Origin of the sequence: Streptomyces sp. NPDC091682, from assembly GCF_044756625.1 — a bacterium.
Lineage (GTDB): Bacteria > Actinomycetota > Actinomycetes > Streptomycetales > Streptomycetaceae > Streptomyces.
Window position 1 is genome coordinate 22,148 of the sequence record NZ_JBIVTH010000003.1, and the last position, 15,138, is coordinate 37,285.

The following is a 15,138-nucleotide window of genomic DNA, read 5'->3' on the forward strand; positions in this document are numbered from 1 at the left end:
CCATGCAGTTCGGACGCACGTACGAAGAGTTCGAGGTCGGGGCGGTCTACAAGCACTGGCCCGGGAAGACGGTCACCGAGTACGACGACCACCTCTTCTGTCTGCTGACCATGAATCACCACCCGCTCCACATGGACAGCAATTACGCGGAGAACACGACCGACTTCGGCAAGAACGTGGTCGTGGGCAACTACATCTACTCGCTGCTGCTCGGCATGTCCGTGCCGGACGTCTCCGGGAAGGCCATCGCCAACCTGGAGATCGAGTCCCTGCGGCACGTGGCGCCGACCTTCCACGGCGACACGATCTACGGCGAGACCACGGTCCTCGACAAGACGCCGTCGAAGTCGAAGAACGACCGCGGGATCGTCTACGTGGAGACCAAGGGCTACAAGCAGGACGGCACTCTCGTCTGCGTCTTCCGGCGCAAGGTGATGGTCCCGACCGAGACGTACATCAAGGAGCGCGGCGGCGAGCAGCCCGGCCGCCCCACGCTGAAGGAACAGGGGAAGTAGTCATGGCCCGACTCGCCCAGACCGCCGGGCTGACCGACGTCCAGCGGGAGATCCTCAAGACCGTCCGGGAGTTCGTCGACAAGGAGATCATCCCGGTCGCGACCGAGCTCGAACACCGTGACGAGTACCCGCAGCAGATCGTCGACGGCCTCAAGGAACTCGGCCTCTTCGGCCTGATGATCCCGGAGGAGTACGGCGGCCTGGGTGAGTCGCTCCTCACCTACGCCCTGTGCGTCGAGGAGATCGCCCGTGGCTGGATGTCCGTTTCGGGCATCATCAACACCCACTTCATCGTGGCGTACATGCTCAAGCAGCACGGCACGCAGGAGCAGAAGGACCACTTCCTCCCGCGCATGGCCCTGGGCGAGGTGCGCGGCGCGTTCTCGATGTCCGAGCCGGCGCTGGGCTCCGACGTGTCGGCCATCTCCTCCAAGGCGGTGAAGGACGGCGACGAGTACGTCCTGAACGGCCAGAAGATGTGGCTGACGAACGGCGGCAGCTCCACCCTGGTGGCCGTTCTCGTCCGGAGTGACGAAGGACACCCCGAGGGCACCGCGCCCCACAAGTCGATGACGACCTTCCTCGTGGAGAAGGAGCCCGGCTTCGGTGAGGTCCGTCCCGGCCTCACCATCCCCGGCAAGATCGACAAGATGGGCTATAAGGGCGTCGACACGACCGAGCTCATCATGGACGGACTGCGCATTCCGGCCAATCGGGTACTCGGCGGTCAGACGGGCCGAGGGTTTTACCAAATGATGGACGGGGTCGAGGTCGGCCGCGTCAACGTGGCGGCGCGTGGCTGCGGCGTCGCTCAGCGTGCTTTCGAGCTGGGTGTCTCCTATGCCCAACAACGTCACACTTTCGGCAAGCCGATCGCCGAACACCAGGCGATTCAGTTCAAGCTGGCCGAAATGGCTACCAAGGTCGAAGCCGCCCATGCGATGATGGTCAATGCAGCACGCAAAAAGGACTCTGGGGAACGAAACGACCTCGAAGCAGGGATGGCGAAGTACCTCGCCTCCGAATACTGCAAGGAGGTCGTCGAGGACGCCTTCCGCATCCACGGTGGATACGGATTCTCGAAGGAGTACGAGATCGAGCGTCTCTACCGGGAGGCCCCGATGCTGCTGATCGGTGAAGGTACCGCCGAGATCCAGAAAATGATCATCGGGCGACGCCTGCTCGAGGAGTACCGACTTCAGGGCTGAAAGTCCCTTTTGCAGCGAATCATCCATGGGTTCGTTGCGAAAGGATCACTGGCAGTGACTGGCTGACGGTCATCGACTCGGCTTCTGGCTTGCCCAGTTGTTGCGCGCAACCGATAGCATTCCAGTAAAGCCGCCGTCCCGTCCCCCCGTTTGCGGCGCGGCAATCACCCGCTACGAAGGTCATCCATGCCCCACAGCCAAACCTCTGCACCTCGCGACAGCCTCCTTGGCGTACGCCTCGCGCGCGGAGCATCGCCGTGGCTTCTGCCGACCGTGGCCACCGCGGCGCTCAGCCTCACCCGGGCCCGCAAGTCCGGACGCTGGGCCGCGGCGGCCGTGCCCGCCACCGCGCTCGCCGCGGGCATGCTGTGGTTCTTCCGCGACCCCGAGCGCGAGATCGCTCAGGGCCGTGTCATCTCGCCCGCCGACGGTGTGGTGCAGAGCATCATGCCGTGGAAGGACGGACGCACCCGGGTCGCGATCTTCATGAGCCCGCTGAACGTCCACGTCAACCGTGCGCCCCTCGCGGGCACGGTGACGTCCGTGGAGCACATCCCCGGCGGATTCGTCCCGGCGTTCAACAAGGAGAGCGAGAACAACGAGCGCGTTGTCTGGCACTTCGACACCGAACTCGGTGACATCGAGATGGTGCAGATCGCCGGCGCCGTCGCCCGTCGCATCGTCCCGTACCTGCCGGCCGGAACCAAGGTGGAGCAGGGCGAACGCATCGGTCTGATCCGCTTCGGCTCCCGCGTCGACATCTACCTCCCCGAGGGCGTCGAGGTCGCGGTCGAGGTCGGTCAGGCCACCACCGCGGGGGTGACACGAATTGACCGTGACTGACCCTGAGACTCCGGCCGCGGGCTGGGTTCCCGAGCCCGCCGAGGAGGAGTCCGCCGAAGACGACATGCCGCTCTCGCTGCGGCTGTCGATAGCGGACACCCTCACTCTCGGTAACGCGACGTGCGGATTCATGGCGGTGTACTTCACCACCACCGGAATCCTCATTCCGCACCTCACCGGCAGTGGCGAATCGGGCATGGCCCGCAACAGCGCCGCGACGGCCGTGATACTGATGCTGCTCGCCGCGGTCTTCGACCTCTTCGACGGCATCGTGGCCCGCAAGCTGCGCAGCTCGCCGATGGGTGCCGAGCTGGACAACCTGTCCGACCTGATCAGCTTCGGCCTCGCGCCGGCCTACTTCGTGCTCGTCTACGGCATGGTCGCCGTCGACGCGCACCAGAAGATGTCGGCGCTGGCCGCGATCGTGGTCCTGCTCGCCGTGGTGCTCAGACTCGCGAGATTCAGCTGCGTGACGATGAAGGACGGCATGTTCCAGGGCATGCCGAGCCCCTTCGGCGCGCTGACGGTCGTCTCGATCGTGCTGCTGGAGCTGCCGTTCGTCCCGACGCTGCTGGCGATCATCGGGGTGGCCTGGCTGATGGTGAGCCGGGTCGAGTACCCCAAGCCGCGGGGCGTCCTCGCGGTGGCGATGCTCTGCTGGATCGTCAGCGCGATGGGGCTGCTGGCGGCCTGGGCGTTCGACGCCCCCGGCGGTCAGCTGCTGCTCCAGACCGGCTGCGCCCTGCAGATCGCCATGGCGGCGACCATTCCGCTCTTCGCGACGACCCGGAAGGCCAACACCTTCCGGCACAACCGCCGCGAGGCCCGAGCGACGACGCTGCGCTAGCTGTACCGGAGAAGGCCCCGGATGCCATCGGCATCCGGGGCCTTCTGCCGTTTCCCTGGGGCCGGGGGCGTTCACGGGGGCCGGGGGTGCCTCCGGGGCCGTTTCCGCGGGCCGGGGGTGGCGGCGGGGTGGGGAGTGTCCGGGGTAGGCATGATTTATGGCCCCTGAGCCGGGTCGCACAGGACCCCGGCGGTGAGGGCCACAAATCACGTTTTACACCCCGGACACTCCCCACCCCGCCGCCGACCCCTCCCGTAGCCCCCGCCTGCGGCACTCGTGTCCGGATCCCCGGGGACCCGCGGTTTCGGGCGGCCGTGCGGATCGCCCGAGGGCGGGGTCGGGGCCGGTGGTGGGGCGGGGGTCGTCCGGGGTGTAAAACGTGATTTGTTGGCCCGGGCCGCCGGGCACGTTCTCGTTCCGCCGTGGGGCCATAAATCATGCCTACCCCGGACGACCCCCGCCCCGCCGCCGGACCCGGCCCCGCCCGACCCGCCCCCGCGCCCCCGGCCAGGGACACGGCTAGCCTTGATGTCGGAAAACCGCCAGCCCGCCGTAACCGGAACCCCGAAGCTGGACGCATGCACACCGACACCGAGCGCTGCGTAAGGGCCGTGCAGTCGAAGGACGCCCGCTTCGACGGCTGGTTCTTCACCGCCGTCCTGACCACCCGGATCTACTGCAGGCCCAGCTGCCCCGCAGTGCCGCCCAAGGTCGAGAACATGACCTTCCTGCCCAGCGCGGCCGCCTGCCAGCAGGCCGGGTTCCGGGCCTGCAAACGGTGCCGGCCTGATACGAGCCCCGGTTCGCCCGAGTGGAACGCCCGGGCCGACGCCGTCGCGCGCGCGATGCGGCTGATCCAGGACGGTGTGGTGGACCGGGAGGGGGTGCCGGGCCTCGCCACCCGGCTGGGCTACTCCACCCGCCAGGTGGAGCGGCAGCTGAACGCCGAGCTCGGGGCCGGTCCGCTGGCCCTGGCCCGGGCCCAGCGCGCCCAGACCGCCCGGCTGCTCATCGAGACCTCGGAGCTCCCGATGGGCGACGTGGCCTTCGCCGCCGGGTTCTCCTCCATCCGCACCTTCAACGACACGGTCCGCGAGGTCTTCGCCCTGTCCCCGAGCGAGCTGCGGGAACGGGCCGTCAAGGCCGGCCGCAGCAGGAACGCCCCGCCCCGGATCCCGGGGACGATAAGTCTGCGGCTGCCGTTCCGGGCCCCGCTGAACCCCGACAACCTCTTCGGGCACCTCGCCGCGACCGCCGTCCCCGGCGTCGAGGAATGGCGGGACGGCGCCTACCGGCGCACCCTGCGCCTGCCCTACGGAACCGGGGTGGTCGCCCTGACCCCGCAGCCCGACCACATCGGCTGCCGGCTCGCCCTGACCGACCTGCGCGACCTCACCATCGCCATCAGCCGCTGCCGCTGGATGCTCGACCTGGACGCCGACCCCGAGGCGGTCGGCGAGCAGTTGCGCTCCGATCCGCTGCTGGCCCCGCTCGTGGACAAGGCCCCCGGGCGCCGGGTACCCCGTACGGTCGACGCGCCGGAGTTCGCCGTACGGGCGGTGCTGGGCCAGCAGGTCTCCACCGCAGCGGCGCGCACGCACGCGGCCCGGCTGGTCACCGCGCACGGGGAGCCGATCGAGGACCCGCTGGGCGGGCTGACCCACCTCTTCCCCTCCCCGCAGGCGCTCGCCGGGCTGGACCCGGAGGCGCTGGCCCTGCCGCGCAGCCGGCGCGCCACGCTGACCACCCTGGTCTCGGCGCTCGCCGAAGGCTCGCTGACGCTCGGCTTCGGCAGTGACTGGGAGGCGGCGCGGGCACAACTGACGGCGCTGCCCGGCTTCGGCCCGTGGACCACCGAAGTGATCGCGATGCGGGCACTCGGCGACCCGGACGCCTTCCTGCCGTCCGATCTGGGGATCCGGCGGGCGGCGCAGGGGCTCGGGCTGCCGTCCACCCCCTCGGCGCTCACCGCGCGGGCGGCCGGATGGCGGCCCTGGCGCGCCTACGCCGTCCAGTACTTGTGGGCCACCGAAGCCCACCCCATCAACCACCTGCCCGTCTGAGGAGCACCAGCGATGCGATCCACCACGAACAGCGCCAAGACGCACACCGTCGTCGACAGCCCCTACGGCCCGCTGACCCTGGTCGCCACGGACGGGGTGCTCAGCGGCCTCTACATGACCGAGCAGCGCCACCGGCCGGCCGAGGAGTCCTTCGGGGAGCGGGTGGCCGCCGCCGAGGAGCCCTTCCCCGAAGTGGCGCGCCAGCTGACCGCGTACTTCGCCGGCGAGCTCACCGAGTTCGACCTCCCGCTGCGTCTGGAGGGCACCGATTTCCAGCGCAGCGTCTGGGACCAGCTCGTGCGGATCCCGTACGGCGAGACGTGGTCGTACGGGCAGCTCGCGGCGAAGCTGGGCAAGCCCAGCGCCTCGCGCGCGGTGGGCCTGGCGAACGGGAAGAACCCGGTCGGCATCATCGTGCCCTGCCACCGGGTGATCGGCGCGTCGGGCGGGATGACCGGCTACGGCGGCGGGCTCGACCGCAAGGTCAGGCTGCTGGCCTTGGAGTCCGGAGAACAGGCCTGAGCCCCGTCCTGAAAGCCGGTCGCGGAGGCCTGTTCGACACCGCCCCACTCCGAAATGCGGAGTTTTTGAAGCGGTTGTATGAATGGAATACCGCTACATGATCGGAGTCGGGCATGGACGACTATCCGCTTCTCAACATCTTCTGGACGATGCTGTACCTGTTCCTGTGGATCATGTGGTTCTTCCTACTCTTCAAGATCATCACGGACATCTTCCGTGACCACAGCCTCGGCGGCTGGGGGAAGGCGGGATGGCTGATCTTCGTCATCATCCTGCCCTTCCTGGGCGTGTTCATCTACCTCATCGCCCGAGGCAAGAGCATGGGCGAGCGCGACCTGAAGCAGGTCCAGGAGAACGAGGCCGCCTTCCGGGACTACGTCCAGAAGACGGCGGGCTCCGGCGGCAGCGCGGACGAACTGCACAAGCTCTCCGCCCTCAAGGACAAGGGCGACATCACGCAGGAGGAGTTCGACCGCGCCAAGGCCAAGCTCCTGGCCTGACCGGTCGGGTCGTCAGACGACGAGGAGCGGAACGAGCAGCGCGAAGGCGGCCCCGGCCTCCACGGCGTAGTTGTACAGCGAGGGGTGCTGGACCGGGGCGGCCAGCAGGACGACGCTCTGCTGGGTGGTGGCGGCCGCCACCCAGTCGCCGTCGGCGCCGAGGTTGCCCTGGTACCAGCCCTCGCAGGAGCCGGGCCCGGTGACGGCGAGGAGGTCGTCCTCGCGGCGGTAGAAGGCCTGCCAGCCGGCGGCCGGAACGGACCAGCCCTCGAAATCGGTGAACAGCGCCCAGCCGCCCTCGCGTATCGCGGTGTCGAAGAGCCAGACCGGGGTCCCCTCCGCAGTCACCTCACCGCCGGCCTGCTGGTCCGTGGTGAAGTGCACCATGGGAAGGGCGTCGGGCCCGTCGGCGGTGCTGGGCCAGGCGTACATCGTGATCATCTTCTGATTCTGTCCTGGTCGAGGTAAGTCCGGTGTTACGGGGCGCCCGTCACGAGGTGACCGGACGCCGGCCGTTCTCCAGTTCAGCGGCGCCCTCGCCCGACTGCGCGATCCGGTAGGCCTCTTGGACGCGCAGTCCGAGCAGTTCGGGCAGGTAGGCGGCGAGTTCGGCGGGCTCGACCAGTCGCCAGGAGACCAGCTCCTCCTCCTGCAGCGCGACGGAAGCGAGCTGGGCCTCGTCGAGTACGCCTCCGTCGTAGACGTAGGCGACCAGGGGCGGGCGACCGGGGCCCAGCACCCAGTCGACGGCCAGAAGACGGCCGAGCGGGAGGTCGAGGCCGATCTCCTCGGCACTCTCGCGCCGAGCCGCGGTGCGCGGCGACTCGTCCTGGTCCGACTCGATGGTTCCGCCCGGCAGGGCCCAGCCCTCGCGGTAGTTGGGCTCGACGAGCAGGACCCGGCCCTCGGCGTCCCGGTAGAGGGCGGCCGCGCCGGCCAACACCCGGGGCAGGCTCGCGATGTACGTGGCGTAGTCATCTGCGGTGGTCACGCCGCAACCCTAATTCCTTCGTCACGAGCGCGGTGGGGCCGGGTGGCACGGGGCGTTCGGTCCGCTCGACACCCAATGGGCACCCCATGACGATTGTTTGACTGATGATATTATTACCCCTCGCCCGGGTCACTCACCCCCGCCCTGCGGCACCAAGGGCTCCGGCAACTGGTGTGTCTCCGGGCCGTCGGACTGGTGGTCCACTGCCGACGTCCTGCTCTCGGCAGTTCAGATCGTCAGGCACCCGCCGACGGTCTTCCGCACTCGGAGATTGAAGAAAAACCCCTCCATGCAGAACGCAGCAGCCCCGGCACGCGACGCGGCCGACCGGCCGGTACCCGTGCTGTCCGTCGTCATCCCGATCTACAACGAGCAGGAGGCCCTGCCCCTGACCGTGGCGCGCCTGCGTCCGATCTTGGACGGCATGGGGATCAGCTACGAGGTCGTCGGCATCGACGACGGTAGCACCGACGCCACTCCGATGATCATGCAGAAGATCCGCCAGGAGTGGCCCGAGCTGCGCATCGTGCGCTTCGCCCGCAACTCCGGACACCAGGCCGCGCTGACCGCCGGCATCCACCGGGCCCACGGCGAGTACGTCGTGAGCATCGACGCCGATCTCCAGGACCCGCCGGAGAAGATCGTCGAGATGTACGAGCTGGCCCGCGAGAAGAACCTGGACATCGTCTACGGCGTCCGCGGCGACCGCGGCACCGACACCTTCTTCAAGCGGCGCACGGCCGGCGTCTACTACTGGCTGATGCGCAAGCTCGTCGGCAAGAACATGCCCAACCAGGCCGGCGACTTCCGCCTGCTCAGCCGGGCCGCCGTCGACGCGCTCAAGTCCCTGCCCGAGCACCAGCCGGTCTACCGGCTGCTCGTGCCGTGGCTCGGATTCAGCAGCGGCGAGGTCGTCTACGTCCGTGAGGAGCGGGTCGCGGGCAGCACCCACTACCCGCTGTCCAAGATGATCCGCCTGGCCCTGGACAGCATCACCAACTTCTCCGCCAGCCCGCTGCGGCTCGCCACCTGGCTCGGCCTGCTGAGCTTCGTGATCTGCTTCGGCCTGGGGATCTACACCACCGTCCAGTACGCGCTCGGCGCGACCGTCCCCGGCTGGGCCTCGCTGTTCATCGGCATGGTCTTCCTCGGCGGCGTCCAGCTCGTCTGCGTCGGCCTCCTCGGCGAGTACATAGGCCGGATCTACTCCGCCGTGCAGGCCCGGCCCGCCTACTTCGTCGGCTACGACTCCGCCGAGGACACCGCGGCCGCCGAGCACGACCAGCGCGTCGCCGAATACGCGGCCTGACCCCGGCGCCCCGGACCGGGGCGCTCCCGGCCGGCCCCGTCCGGGGCCGGCCGACGCACAGCAGGTAGGGAAGACACCGAACACATGGGTACAACTGGCAGCGTCGCGCCCGAGCGGACCGGCCCCGGGGCGCGGCCGCTGAGCGGCTCGTCCCCGTCCCTCAGGAGCGACCGGCCCGGACCGCACGCGTTCTGGCGCTTCCTGCCGGCGGCCGCCGCGTACCTCCTCCTGGTCTCCCTGCTGTTGGCCTCGGACACCACGCCCAGCGACGTCGCCCGGTACACCTTCTACGTGCTCTGGGGCGTCATGCTCCCCGGCACGCTGGTCTTCCGGGCGCTTCGCCGACGGCCGCACACGCTGATCGAGGATCTCGCCTTCGGTGCGGTCCTCGGCCTCGTCCTGGAACTGGCCGCCTGGGCGGTCCTCGTCGGGGCGGGCGCCCAGGCGCTCGCCCTCGCGTGGCCGCTCGCCGTGGTGATCCCCTTCGCGGCCGTGCCGAAGCTCCGCCGGCACTGGCGTCCGCGCGGGTACACCAGCCCGTCGCTCGGCTGGTCCTGGTCGCTCTCCGGGGCGGTGATGCTCAGCAGCGTCTACTTCCACCAGGTCTTCCTGTCCCTGTATCCGGTGATCCCGGACAAGGAGAACAGCAGGCTGTTCAATGACATGCCGTACCTGCTGTCGCTCGCCGCGAACGCGAAGCACAACGTCCCGCTGACCTTCCCCCAGGCTTCCGGCGAGCCCCTGCACTACCACTGGTTCACCTTCGCCCACATGGCGATGACCGACATGGTCGGTCACATCGACCTCGCGGTGGTCGAGTCCAGGCTCATGGTCCCCGCGCTGGCGGCGCTCGGCATGGTGATCGCCGCCGTGGTGGCCCACCGGCTCATCGGGCGGGCCTGGGCGGGGCCGCTGGCCGCGCTGCTGGTCTTCGCGGTCGCCGAGTTCACCGCCGTCTACCCCAACCCCGTGCCCACCTGGACCTTCGGCGCCCCCGCCGTCCGGCTGATGTCCTGGTCCAGCCTCTCCCTGACGTACAGCCAGCCACTGCTGATCGCGCTGATGGGGGTCATCGGCGACGCGCTGCGCAGGAGTCGCAAGGAGGGCCCGTCAGCCGCGGACGGCGAGGGCGCCGACCGGGTCCCGTCCTTCGGCCGCGAGGTGTACGTCCTCGTCGCGCTGTTCGCCCTGGCCTCCACTGCGGCCAAGGCGAGCACCCTGCCCGTCACCCTGGCCGGCCTGGCCCTGACCGGCTTCGTCCTGCTGATCACCACCCGGCGCATCCCGTGGCAGGTGGTCGGGCTGGGCGCGATCCTCGGCGGTGCCCAGCTCTTCGCGACGGCGGTCATATTCAACTTCGAGAGCTACGGGCTGGAGATCATCCCGTTCGGCAACATCCGCGGCTACTGGGCGGATCAGGGGAACCTGCGCTCACCGGCGTTCCAAGCCCTCGTCGTCGTGGGCACGCTGGTCGCCTTCCTGCTCAACCACCAGCTGAAGCTGCTCGGCATGATCCCGTTGATCTCGAAGCGGCGCTTCCGGCTGGAACCCGTCCAGTGGTTCCTGCTCGGCGCCTCCGTGGCGGGGCCGTGTGCCTACCTGGCCGTCAACGGCTACAACGCCAGTTACTTCACGCTCGCCTCGCTGCCCTTCGGGGCCGTGCTCTCGGCCTGGGGCTTCTGCGAGACCTTCGAACGCGCTTCGCTCGGCGCGCGGGGCAAGGCCGCACTCGCCTTCGGCGTGCTCGCCTTCTCCGCGCTGCTCACCTTCGGGATCTACCGCTACTCCGGCCGCTGGTCGTCCTACGTGCTGCGGCTCGCCGGCGACGCGGGGCGCAAGGGCACCTCCTACTCCGTGCTGTTGCCCGCGCTCGCGCTGGCCGCGGCACTGGCCCTGGCCGCCCTGGTCGGCGCGGTCCTGTGGCGGCTCGGCGGCCGGGCGTGGCCCGCGCTGCGCGGCCGCGGCGCGATCGTCCTGCTGGCCGCCGCCCTCACGGCCGGCACCCCGGGTCTCTTCCACGACGTCCTGCAGTCCCGGGAATCCCTGTGGTCGTTCTCCTACGTCATGCCCCGCTCGCACGTGCAGGCGGCGCGCTGGATCCGCGCCCACAGCGAGCCGTCGGACGTGCTGGCCACCAACAGTCACTGCTGGCAGGTGGAGGGGCCCCTGCCCCCAGGGGCGAAGTGCGAAGAAAACACCCGCTCCCAGTGGCTCAGCGCGTTCTCCGAGCGGTCGGTGCTGATCGAGGGCTGGGGCTACGCGCCGCGGGCCATGGCCCTGTCGGGCGGCGGGGCCGCCTACTACGGCCCCTTCTGGGACCAGGAACTGTTCCGGTTCAACGAGGACGCCGTCTACCGGCCGACGCCCGAGATCCTGCGCCGGCTCCACGACCGGTACCACGTCCGCTACATCGTGGCGCACCGCCCGTCGGGCGCCGAGTCGCCGCTCCTGGCCGACCTCGCGAAGAAGGTCTACGACAACGGTCGGCTGGCGGTGTACGAGCTGTCCTGACGGGCTCGCAGACACCGCCGGAGGCCCGGGGTCCGCACAGGCGTCACGCCTGCGGGGACCCCGGGTCTTCGCCGTCCTCGTGTTCCCGTACCCCGGACCGGGACCCGGCCACGCGCCGCAGCCGGGGGTAGCGGGCCGCCCCCTGTTCGGTGATGGCGTCGCCGACCATGGCCCGGACCGCGTCCCGCATCCCGTGCAGGGGGTGGTGGCGGGCGGGTCCGGCGCCGGGGTCGGTGCGGAGTTCCTTCACCAGGGCCCAGCAGAGCAGCATCATGACGATGACGAAGGGCAGCGCGACCAGGATGGTGGCGGTCTGCAGGGACTTCAGGCCGCCCGCGACGAGGAGCACCGCGGCGACGGCGGCCATCAGCACGCCCCAGGTGACGACGAGCCAGGTGCACGGGTTGAGGGAGCCGCGGCTGGTGAGCGAACCCATCACCAGCGAGGCCGAGTCGGCGCTGGTGACGAAGTAGGTCATGACCAGGACCATGGCGACCCACGAGGTGACCGCGGAGAGCGGCAGGGCGTCCAGCATCGCGAAGAGCGAGGCCTCCGTACCGTCCTTGATCTCGGCGGCGAAGTCGACGGCGCCGGTGGAATCGAGGCGGATGGCGGTGCCGCCCATGACGCAGAACCAGATGACGGTGGCCCCGCTGGGGACGAGCAGCACGCCGATGAGGAACTCGCGGATGGTGCGGCCGCGCGAGATGCGGGCGATGAAGGTGCCGACGAAGGGGGCCCAGGAGAGCCACCAGGCCCAGTAGAAGATCGTCCACGCGCCGAGCCACTTGGAGTCGGTGAAGGCGCCGGTGCGGCTGGCCATGGGCACCAGCTCGCTCAGGTACCCGCCGACACCGGCGGGGATCACGTCGAGGATGTAGACGGTGGGGCCGAGCACGAAGACGAAGAGCATCAGGGTGGCGGCGAGCACGATGTTGATGGTGCTGAGCCACTTCACCCCCTTGTGCAGGCCGGAGAAGGCGGAGAGGACGAAGGCCGCCGAGAGCGAGCCGATGATGACCAGTTCGACGGTGACGGAGTCCTCGATGCCGGTGGTGAGGCTGAGCCCCTTGGAGACCTGGAGCGCGCCGAGGCCGAGGCTGGTGGCGGTGCCGAAGACGGTGGCGAAGACGGCCAGAAGGTCGACGGCCTTGCCGGGCCGGCCGTTGGCCCGCTGCTCGCCGATCAGGGGGACGAAGGCGGAGCTGAGGCGGTTGCCGCGGCCCTTGCGGAAGGTCGCGTAGGCCAGGGCGAGGCCGGCGATGCCGTAGATCGCCCAGGGGGTGAGGGTCCAGTGGAAGAAGGAGTACTCCATGGCCGCGAGGGCGGCGGCGCCGGTGCGGGGGGCCGCCCCGGAGGCCGGGGGTGGGGCCAGGTAGTGGGTGAGCGGCTCCCCCACCCCGTAGAACATCAGGCCGATGCCCATCCCGGCACTGAACATCATCGCGATCCACGCGAGGTTGGTGAACTCGGGCTCGGAGTCGTCGGCGCCGAGGCGGATCCGGCCGAACCGGCTGATCGCGAGGACGACGCACATGACGAGGAAGACGTCGGCGGCGATCACGAACAGCCAGGCGAAGTTGCCCAGCACCCAGGAGAGCGCGGTGCTCGACGCCGTGTCGAAGGAGTCCCCGGCCAGGGCCGCCCAGGCGACGACGGCCAGCACGGCGATCACACCCACGGTGACGACGGCATGGTCGGGCGCGCCGTCCGAGGGGCCGCCGGACCCGCCTCCCGGGGTGTCCGGACGTGGCTGTTCCAGTGATTCCGCGCTCATGCGGCCACACTATGCAGGCGTATATCCCTATTTAGGCGCATGGTGCGCCGGGTGTGGCCCAGGCCACTCATGGGCATAGGAGGATCCTCCGGATAAGCTCATGGCGGCGCGACTGCACTGTTCGATAGCAAGGGATAGCAAAGGTGACGGACGGAGCAGTAACTGAGGCCGCGCGCGTACTCATCGCCGCGGACAAATTCAAGGGCTCGCTCACGGCCGTTCAGGTCGCGGAGCGGGTGACGGCCGGTCTTCGCAGGGCCGTACCGGACCTGGAGATCGAGACCCTCCCCGTCGCGGACGGCGGCGACGGAACGGTCGCGGCAGCCGTGGCAGCGGGCTTCGAGCGCAGGGAGGTACGGGTCACCGGACCCCTCGGCGACCAGGTCACGGCCGCCTTCGCGCTGCGCGGGGGCACCGCGGTGGTCGAGATGGCGGAGGCCTCCGGGCTGCAGCTGCTGCCGGCGGGCACTTTCGCCGCGCTGACGGCGACCACGTACGGCTCGGGCGAGCTGCTCAAGGCCGCGCTGGACGCGGGCGCGCGCTCGATCGTCTTCGGCGTGGGCGGCAGTGCCACCACCGACGGCGGCGCCGGCATGCTGGCCGCGCTGGGCGCCGTGTTCCTGGATGCGAACGGCGAACCGGTCGGTCCGGGTGGCGGTGCGCTGGCCAAGCTGGCCTCCGCCGACCTGTCCGGCGTCGACCCGCGCTTCGCGGAGGTGGAGTTCGTCCTCGCGAGCGACGTGGACAACCCGCTGACCGGCCCGAAGGGCTGCGCCGCGGTGTACGGCCCGCAGAAGGGTGCGTCGCCCGAGGACGTGGCGACGCTCGACGCGGCGCTGGCGCACTTCGCGGTGGTGCTGGAGAAGTCGATCGGCGCGAAGGCCGCCGAGTGCGCGGTACTCCCGGGTGCCGGTGGTGCGGGCGGCATCGGCTACGGGGCCCTGCTGCTCGGCGCGGCGTTCCGTCCGGGCATCGAACTGATGCTGGACGTGCTGGGCTTCGCCCCCGCGCTGGAGCGGGCCACGCTGGTCATCACCGGTGAGGGCTCCCTGGACGAGCAGACCCTGCACGGCAAGGCCCCGGCGGGCGTCGCGGCCGCGGCGCGCGCGGCGGGCAAGCCCGTGGTGGCCGTCTGCGGCCGGCTACTGCTGACCCAGGAGGCGCTGGAAGGGGCCGGCATCCGCAAGGCGTACCCGCTCACGGACCTGGAGCCCGACCCGGCCAAGTCCATCCCGAACGCGGGTCCCCTGCTGGAGCAGGTCGCGGCCAACATCGCCGCCGACGTGCTCTGATCCGGCCGTCTGCCCGGACCCCGCATCTCAGCCTCGCCAGGGGGTACCTCCCAGCGGTAGCTGGGGGAGTTTGAGGCGCGGGTCCGGGCGGAGCCCGGAGGCCGTCGGTGCTGCCGGCGAGGCTGAATTCGGGCGGGGCTACCGCAGAAGGTCGGCCGTGGTGACCACGCGGGCGAAACCGCCGCCCTCGAGGTTCACCGCGGTGGCGGTGGCGAGTTCGTCCGCCGTCAGGGCGAGGCCCGCCGGCCCGGCGAGGTCGAAGGTGTGCGTGGCGTCGAGCGGGACGAGCACGTCATAGCCCAGGTTCCCCGCCATCCGGGCCGTGGTCTCGACGCACATGTTGGTCTGGATGCCGACCAGCACCAGCTGGCCGATGCCCCGGGCCTTCAGCCAGTCGGCCAGGTCCGGGGTGCCGTAGAAGGCCGAGTTCACCGTCTTGGTGACCACCAGGGCCCCCTGGCTCCGCTTCTCCACCAGGTCCTTGAAGGCGTGGCCGGGGTGGTCGGCGGCGAGGACCGAACCCGGCTGCACGGAGGCGTGCCGGACCAGGACCACCGGGCGGCCGGCCGCCTGCCAGGCGTCCATCAGGGCCGCGATGTTGTCCTCGGCCGCAGGATTGTTGCGGGGCCCCCAGAAGGACTCCTCGTCGAAGCCCTTCTGCACGTCGATGACCAGCAGGGCACTGTTGGGGGCGATCTCGATCGCGGTCGTCGTCATGGCTCCATGCTGTCCGCCGGGCCGCCGGCCCGACAGCGCCCTC

At 70.1% G+C, this 15,138-nt stretch carries 14 protein-coding genes; 10 read left to right on the top strand and 4 right to left on the bottom strand.

Features of this window, described 5'->3' with window-relative positions; genetic code table 11:
• Positions 1–2 precede the first annotated feature (2 nt).
• From ACIQK6_RS08160 to ACIQK6_RS08190, 7 genes are all read left to right on the top strand, one after another.
• Positions 3–515, top strand: coding sequence for a MaoC family dehydratase (locus ACIQK6_RS08160; RefSeq protein ID WP_030010163.1), 513 nt, complete (start codon positions 3–5; stop codon positions 513–515).
• Between the two features lie 2 nt (positions 516–517).
• The gene (locus ACIQK6_RS08165; RefSeq protein ID WP_189967951.1) at positions 518–1,723 is read left to right on the top strand and encodes an acyl-CoA dehydrogenase family protein; all 1,206 of its coding nucleotides are present in this window, start codon (positions 518–520) and stop codon (positions 1,721–1,723) included.
• A gap of 186 nt (positions 1,724–1,909) precedes the next feature.
• Positions 1,910–2,566, top strand: a complete 657-nt coding sequence (locus ACIQK6_RS08170; protein ID WP_030010161.1) for a phosphatidylserine decarboxylase — start codon at positions 1,910–1,912, stop codon at positions 2,564–2,566.
• The gene (pssA, locus tag ACIQK6_RS08175) at positions 2,553–3,413 is read left to right on the top strand and encodes a CDP-diacylglycerol--serine O-phosphatidyltransferase (RefSeq protein ID WP_301364983.1); all 861 of its coding nucleotides are present in this window, start codon (positions 2,553–2,555) and stop codon (positions 3,411–3,413) included. Before ACIQK6_RS08170 ends, pssA begins: the two co-directional genes overlap by 14 nt.
• A 578-nt stretch (positions 3,414–3,991) precedes the next feature.
• A complete protein-coding gene (locus ACIQK6_RS08180; protein WP_329097666.1) occupies positions 3,992–5,476 on the top strand; it encodes an AlkA N-terminal domain-containing protein in 1,485 nt (494 codons plus the stop codon).
• 12 nt (positions 5,477–5,488) lie between these two features.
• Complete coding sequence (locus tag ACIQK6_RS08185; RefSeq protein WP_329097668.1) at positions 5,489–5,998, top strand: methylated-DNA--[protein]-cysteine S-methyltransferase; 510 nt, start codon at positions 5,489–5,491, stop codon at positions 5,996–5,998.
• 113 nt (positions 5,999–6,111) lie between these two features.
• The gene (locus ACIQK6_RS08190; RefSeq protein ID WP_329097669.1) at positions 6,112–6,498 is read left to right on the top strand and encodes an SHOCT domain-containing protein; all 387 of its coding nucleotides are present in this window, start codon (positions 6,112–6,114) and stop codon (positions 6,496–6,498) included.
• A gap of 12 nt (positions 6,499–6,510) precedes the next feature.
• On the opposite strand, the gene ACIQK6_RS08195 is transcribed toward ACIQK6_RS08190, so the two are convergent.
• Together ACIQK6_RS08195 and ACIQK6_RS08200 are read right to left on the bottom strand one after the other, a co-directional pair.
• Positions 6,511–6,939, bottom strand: coding sequence for a hypothetical protein (locus tag ACIQK6_RS08195; protein ID WP_329097671.1), 429 nt, complete (start codon positions 6,937–6,939; stop codon positions 6,511–6,513).
• Positions 6,940–6,988: 49 nt separating this feature from the next.
• Entirely contained in the window at positions 6,989–7,489 is a 501-nt protein-coding gene (locus ACIQK6_RS08200) for an NUDIX hydrolase (protein WP_329097673.1), read from the bottom strand.
• 289 nt (positions 7,490–7,778) lie between these two features.
• Here ACIQK6_RS08200 and ACIQK6_RS08205 point away from each other — a divergent pair, with 289 nt between their 5' ends.
• Entirely contained in the window at positions 7,779–8,798 is a 1,020-nt protein-coding gene (locus ACIQK6_RS08205) for a glycosyltransferase family 2 protein (protein WP_329097675.1), read from the top strand.
• A gap of 84 nt (positions 8,799–8,882) precedes the next feature.
• On the top strand, positions 8,883–11,309 hold the full coding sequence (locus ACIQK6_RS08210) for a hypothetical protein (protein ID WP_329097677.1): 2,427 nt from the start codon (positions 8,883–8,885) through the stop codon (positions 11,307–11,309).
• A 43-nt stretch (positions 11,310–11,352) separates the two neighbouring features.
• On the opposite strand, the gene ACIQK6_RS08215 is transcribed toward ACIQK6_RS08210, so the two are convergent.
• Positions 11,353–13,086 carry a BCCT family transporter gene (locus ACIQK6_RS08215; protein ID WP_402694538.1) on the bottom strand — a complete coding sequence of 578 codons (1,734 nt, stop codon included), beginning with the start codon at positions 13,084–13,086 and terminating at the stop codon, positions 11,353–11,355.
• 143 nt (positions 13,087–13,229) lie between these two features.
• Here ACIQK6_RS08215 and ACIQK6_RS08220 point away from each other — a divergent pair, with 143 nt between their 5' ends.
• Entirely contained in the window at positions 13,230–14,378 is a 1,149-nt protein-coding gene (locus ACIQK6_RS08220) for a glycerate kinase (RefSeq protein ID WP_329097681.1), read from the top strand.
• 138 nt (positions 14,379–14,516) lie between these two features.
• Here the strand turns inward: ACIQK6_RS08220 and ACIQK6_RS08225 are convergent, their stop codons facing one another.
• Positions 14,517–15,095, bottom strand: coding sequence for a cysteine hydrolase family protein (locus tag ACIQK6_RS08225; RefSeq protein WP_329097683.1), 579 nt, complete (start codon positions 15,093–15,095; stop codon positions 14,517–14,519).
• Positions 15,096–15,138 lie beyond the last annotated feature (43 nt).

What these genes read in the sequence shown, in the direction of transcription:
- ACIQK6_RS08205 (WP_329097675.1), top strand. Translation starts at nt 7,779, where the DNA reads ATGCAGAACGCAGCAGCCCCGGCACGCGACGCGGCCGACCGGCCGGTA.
- ACIQK6_RS08195 (WP_329097671.1), bottom strand. Translation starts at nt 6,939, where the DNA reads ATGATCACGATGTACGCCTGGCCCAGCACCGCCGACGGGCCCGACGCC.
- ACIQK6_RS08185 (WP_329097668.1), top strand. Translation starts at nt 5,489, where the DNA reads ATGCGATCCACCACGAACAGCGCCAAGACGCACACCGTCGTCGACAGC.
- ACIQK6_RS08210 (WP_329097677.1), top strand. Translation starts at nt 8,883, where the DNA reads ATGGGTACAACTGGCAGCGTCGCGCCCGAGCGGACCGGCCCCGGGGCG.
- ACIQK6_RS08170 (WP_030010161.1), top strand. Translation starts at nt 1,910, where the DNA reads ATGCCCCACAGCCAAACCTCTGCACCTCGCGACAGCCTCCTTGGCGTA.
- ACIQK6_RS08180 (WP_329097666.1), top strand. Translation starts at nt 3,992, where the DNA reads ATGCACACCGACACCGAGCGCTGCGTAAGGGCCGTGCAGTCGAAGGAC.
- ACIQK6_RS08190 (WP_329097669.1), top strand. Translation starts at nt 6,112, where the DNA reads ATGGACGACTATCCGCTTCTCAACATCTTCTGGACGATGCTGTACCTG.
- ACIQK6_RS08165 (WP_189967951.1), top strand. Translation starts at nt 518, where the DNA reads ATGGCCCGACTCGCCCAGACCGCCGGGCTGACCGACGTCCAGCGGGAG.
- ACIQK6_RS08160 (WP_030010163.1), top strand. Translation starts at nt 3, where the DNA reads ATGCAGTTCGGACGCACGTACGAAGAGTTCGAGGTCGGGGCGGTCTAC.
- ACIQK6_RS08215 (WP_402694538.1), bottom strand. Translation starts at nt 13,086, where the DNA reads ATGAGCGCGGAATCACTGGAACAGCCACGTCCGGACACCCCGGGAGGC.
- ACIQK6_RS08225 (WP_329097683.1), bottom strand. Translation starts at nt 15,095, where the DNA reads ATGACGACGACCGCGATCGAGATCGCCCCCAACAGTGCCCTGCTGGTC.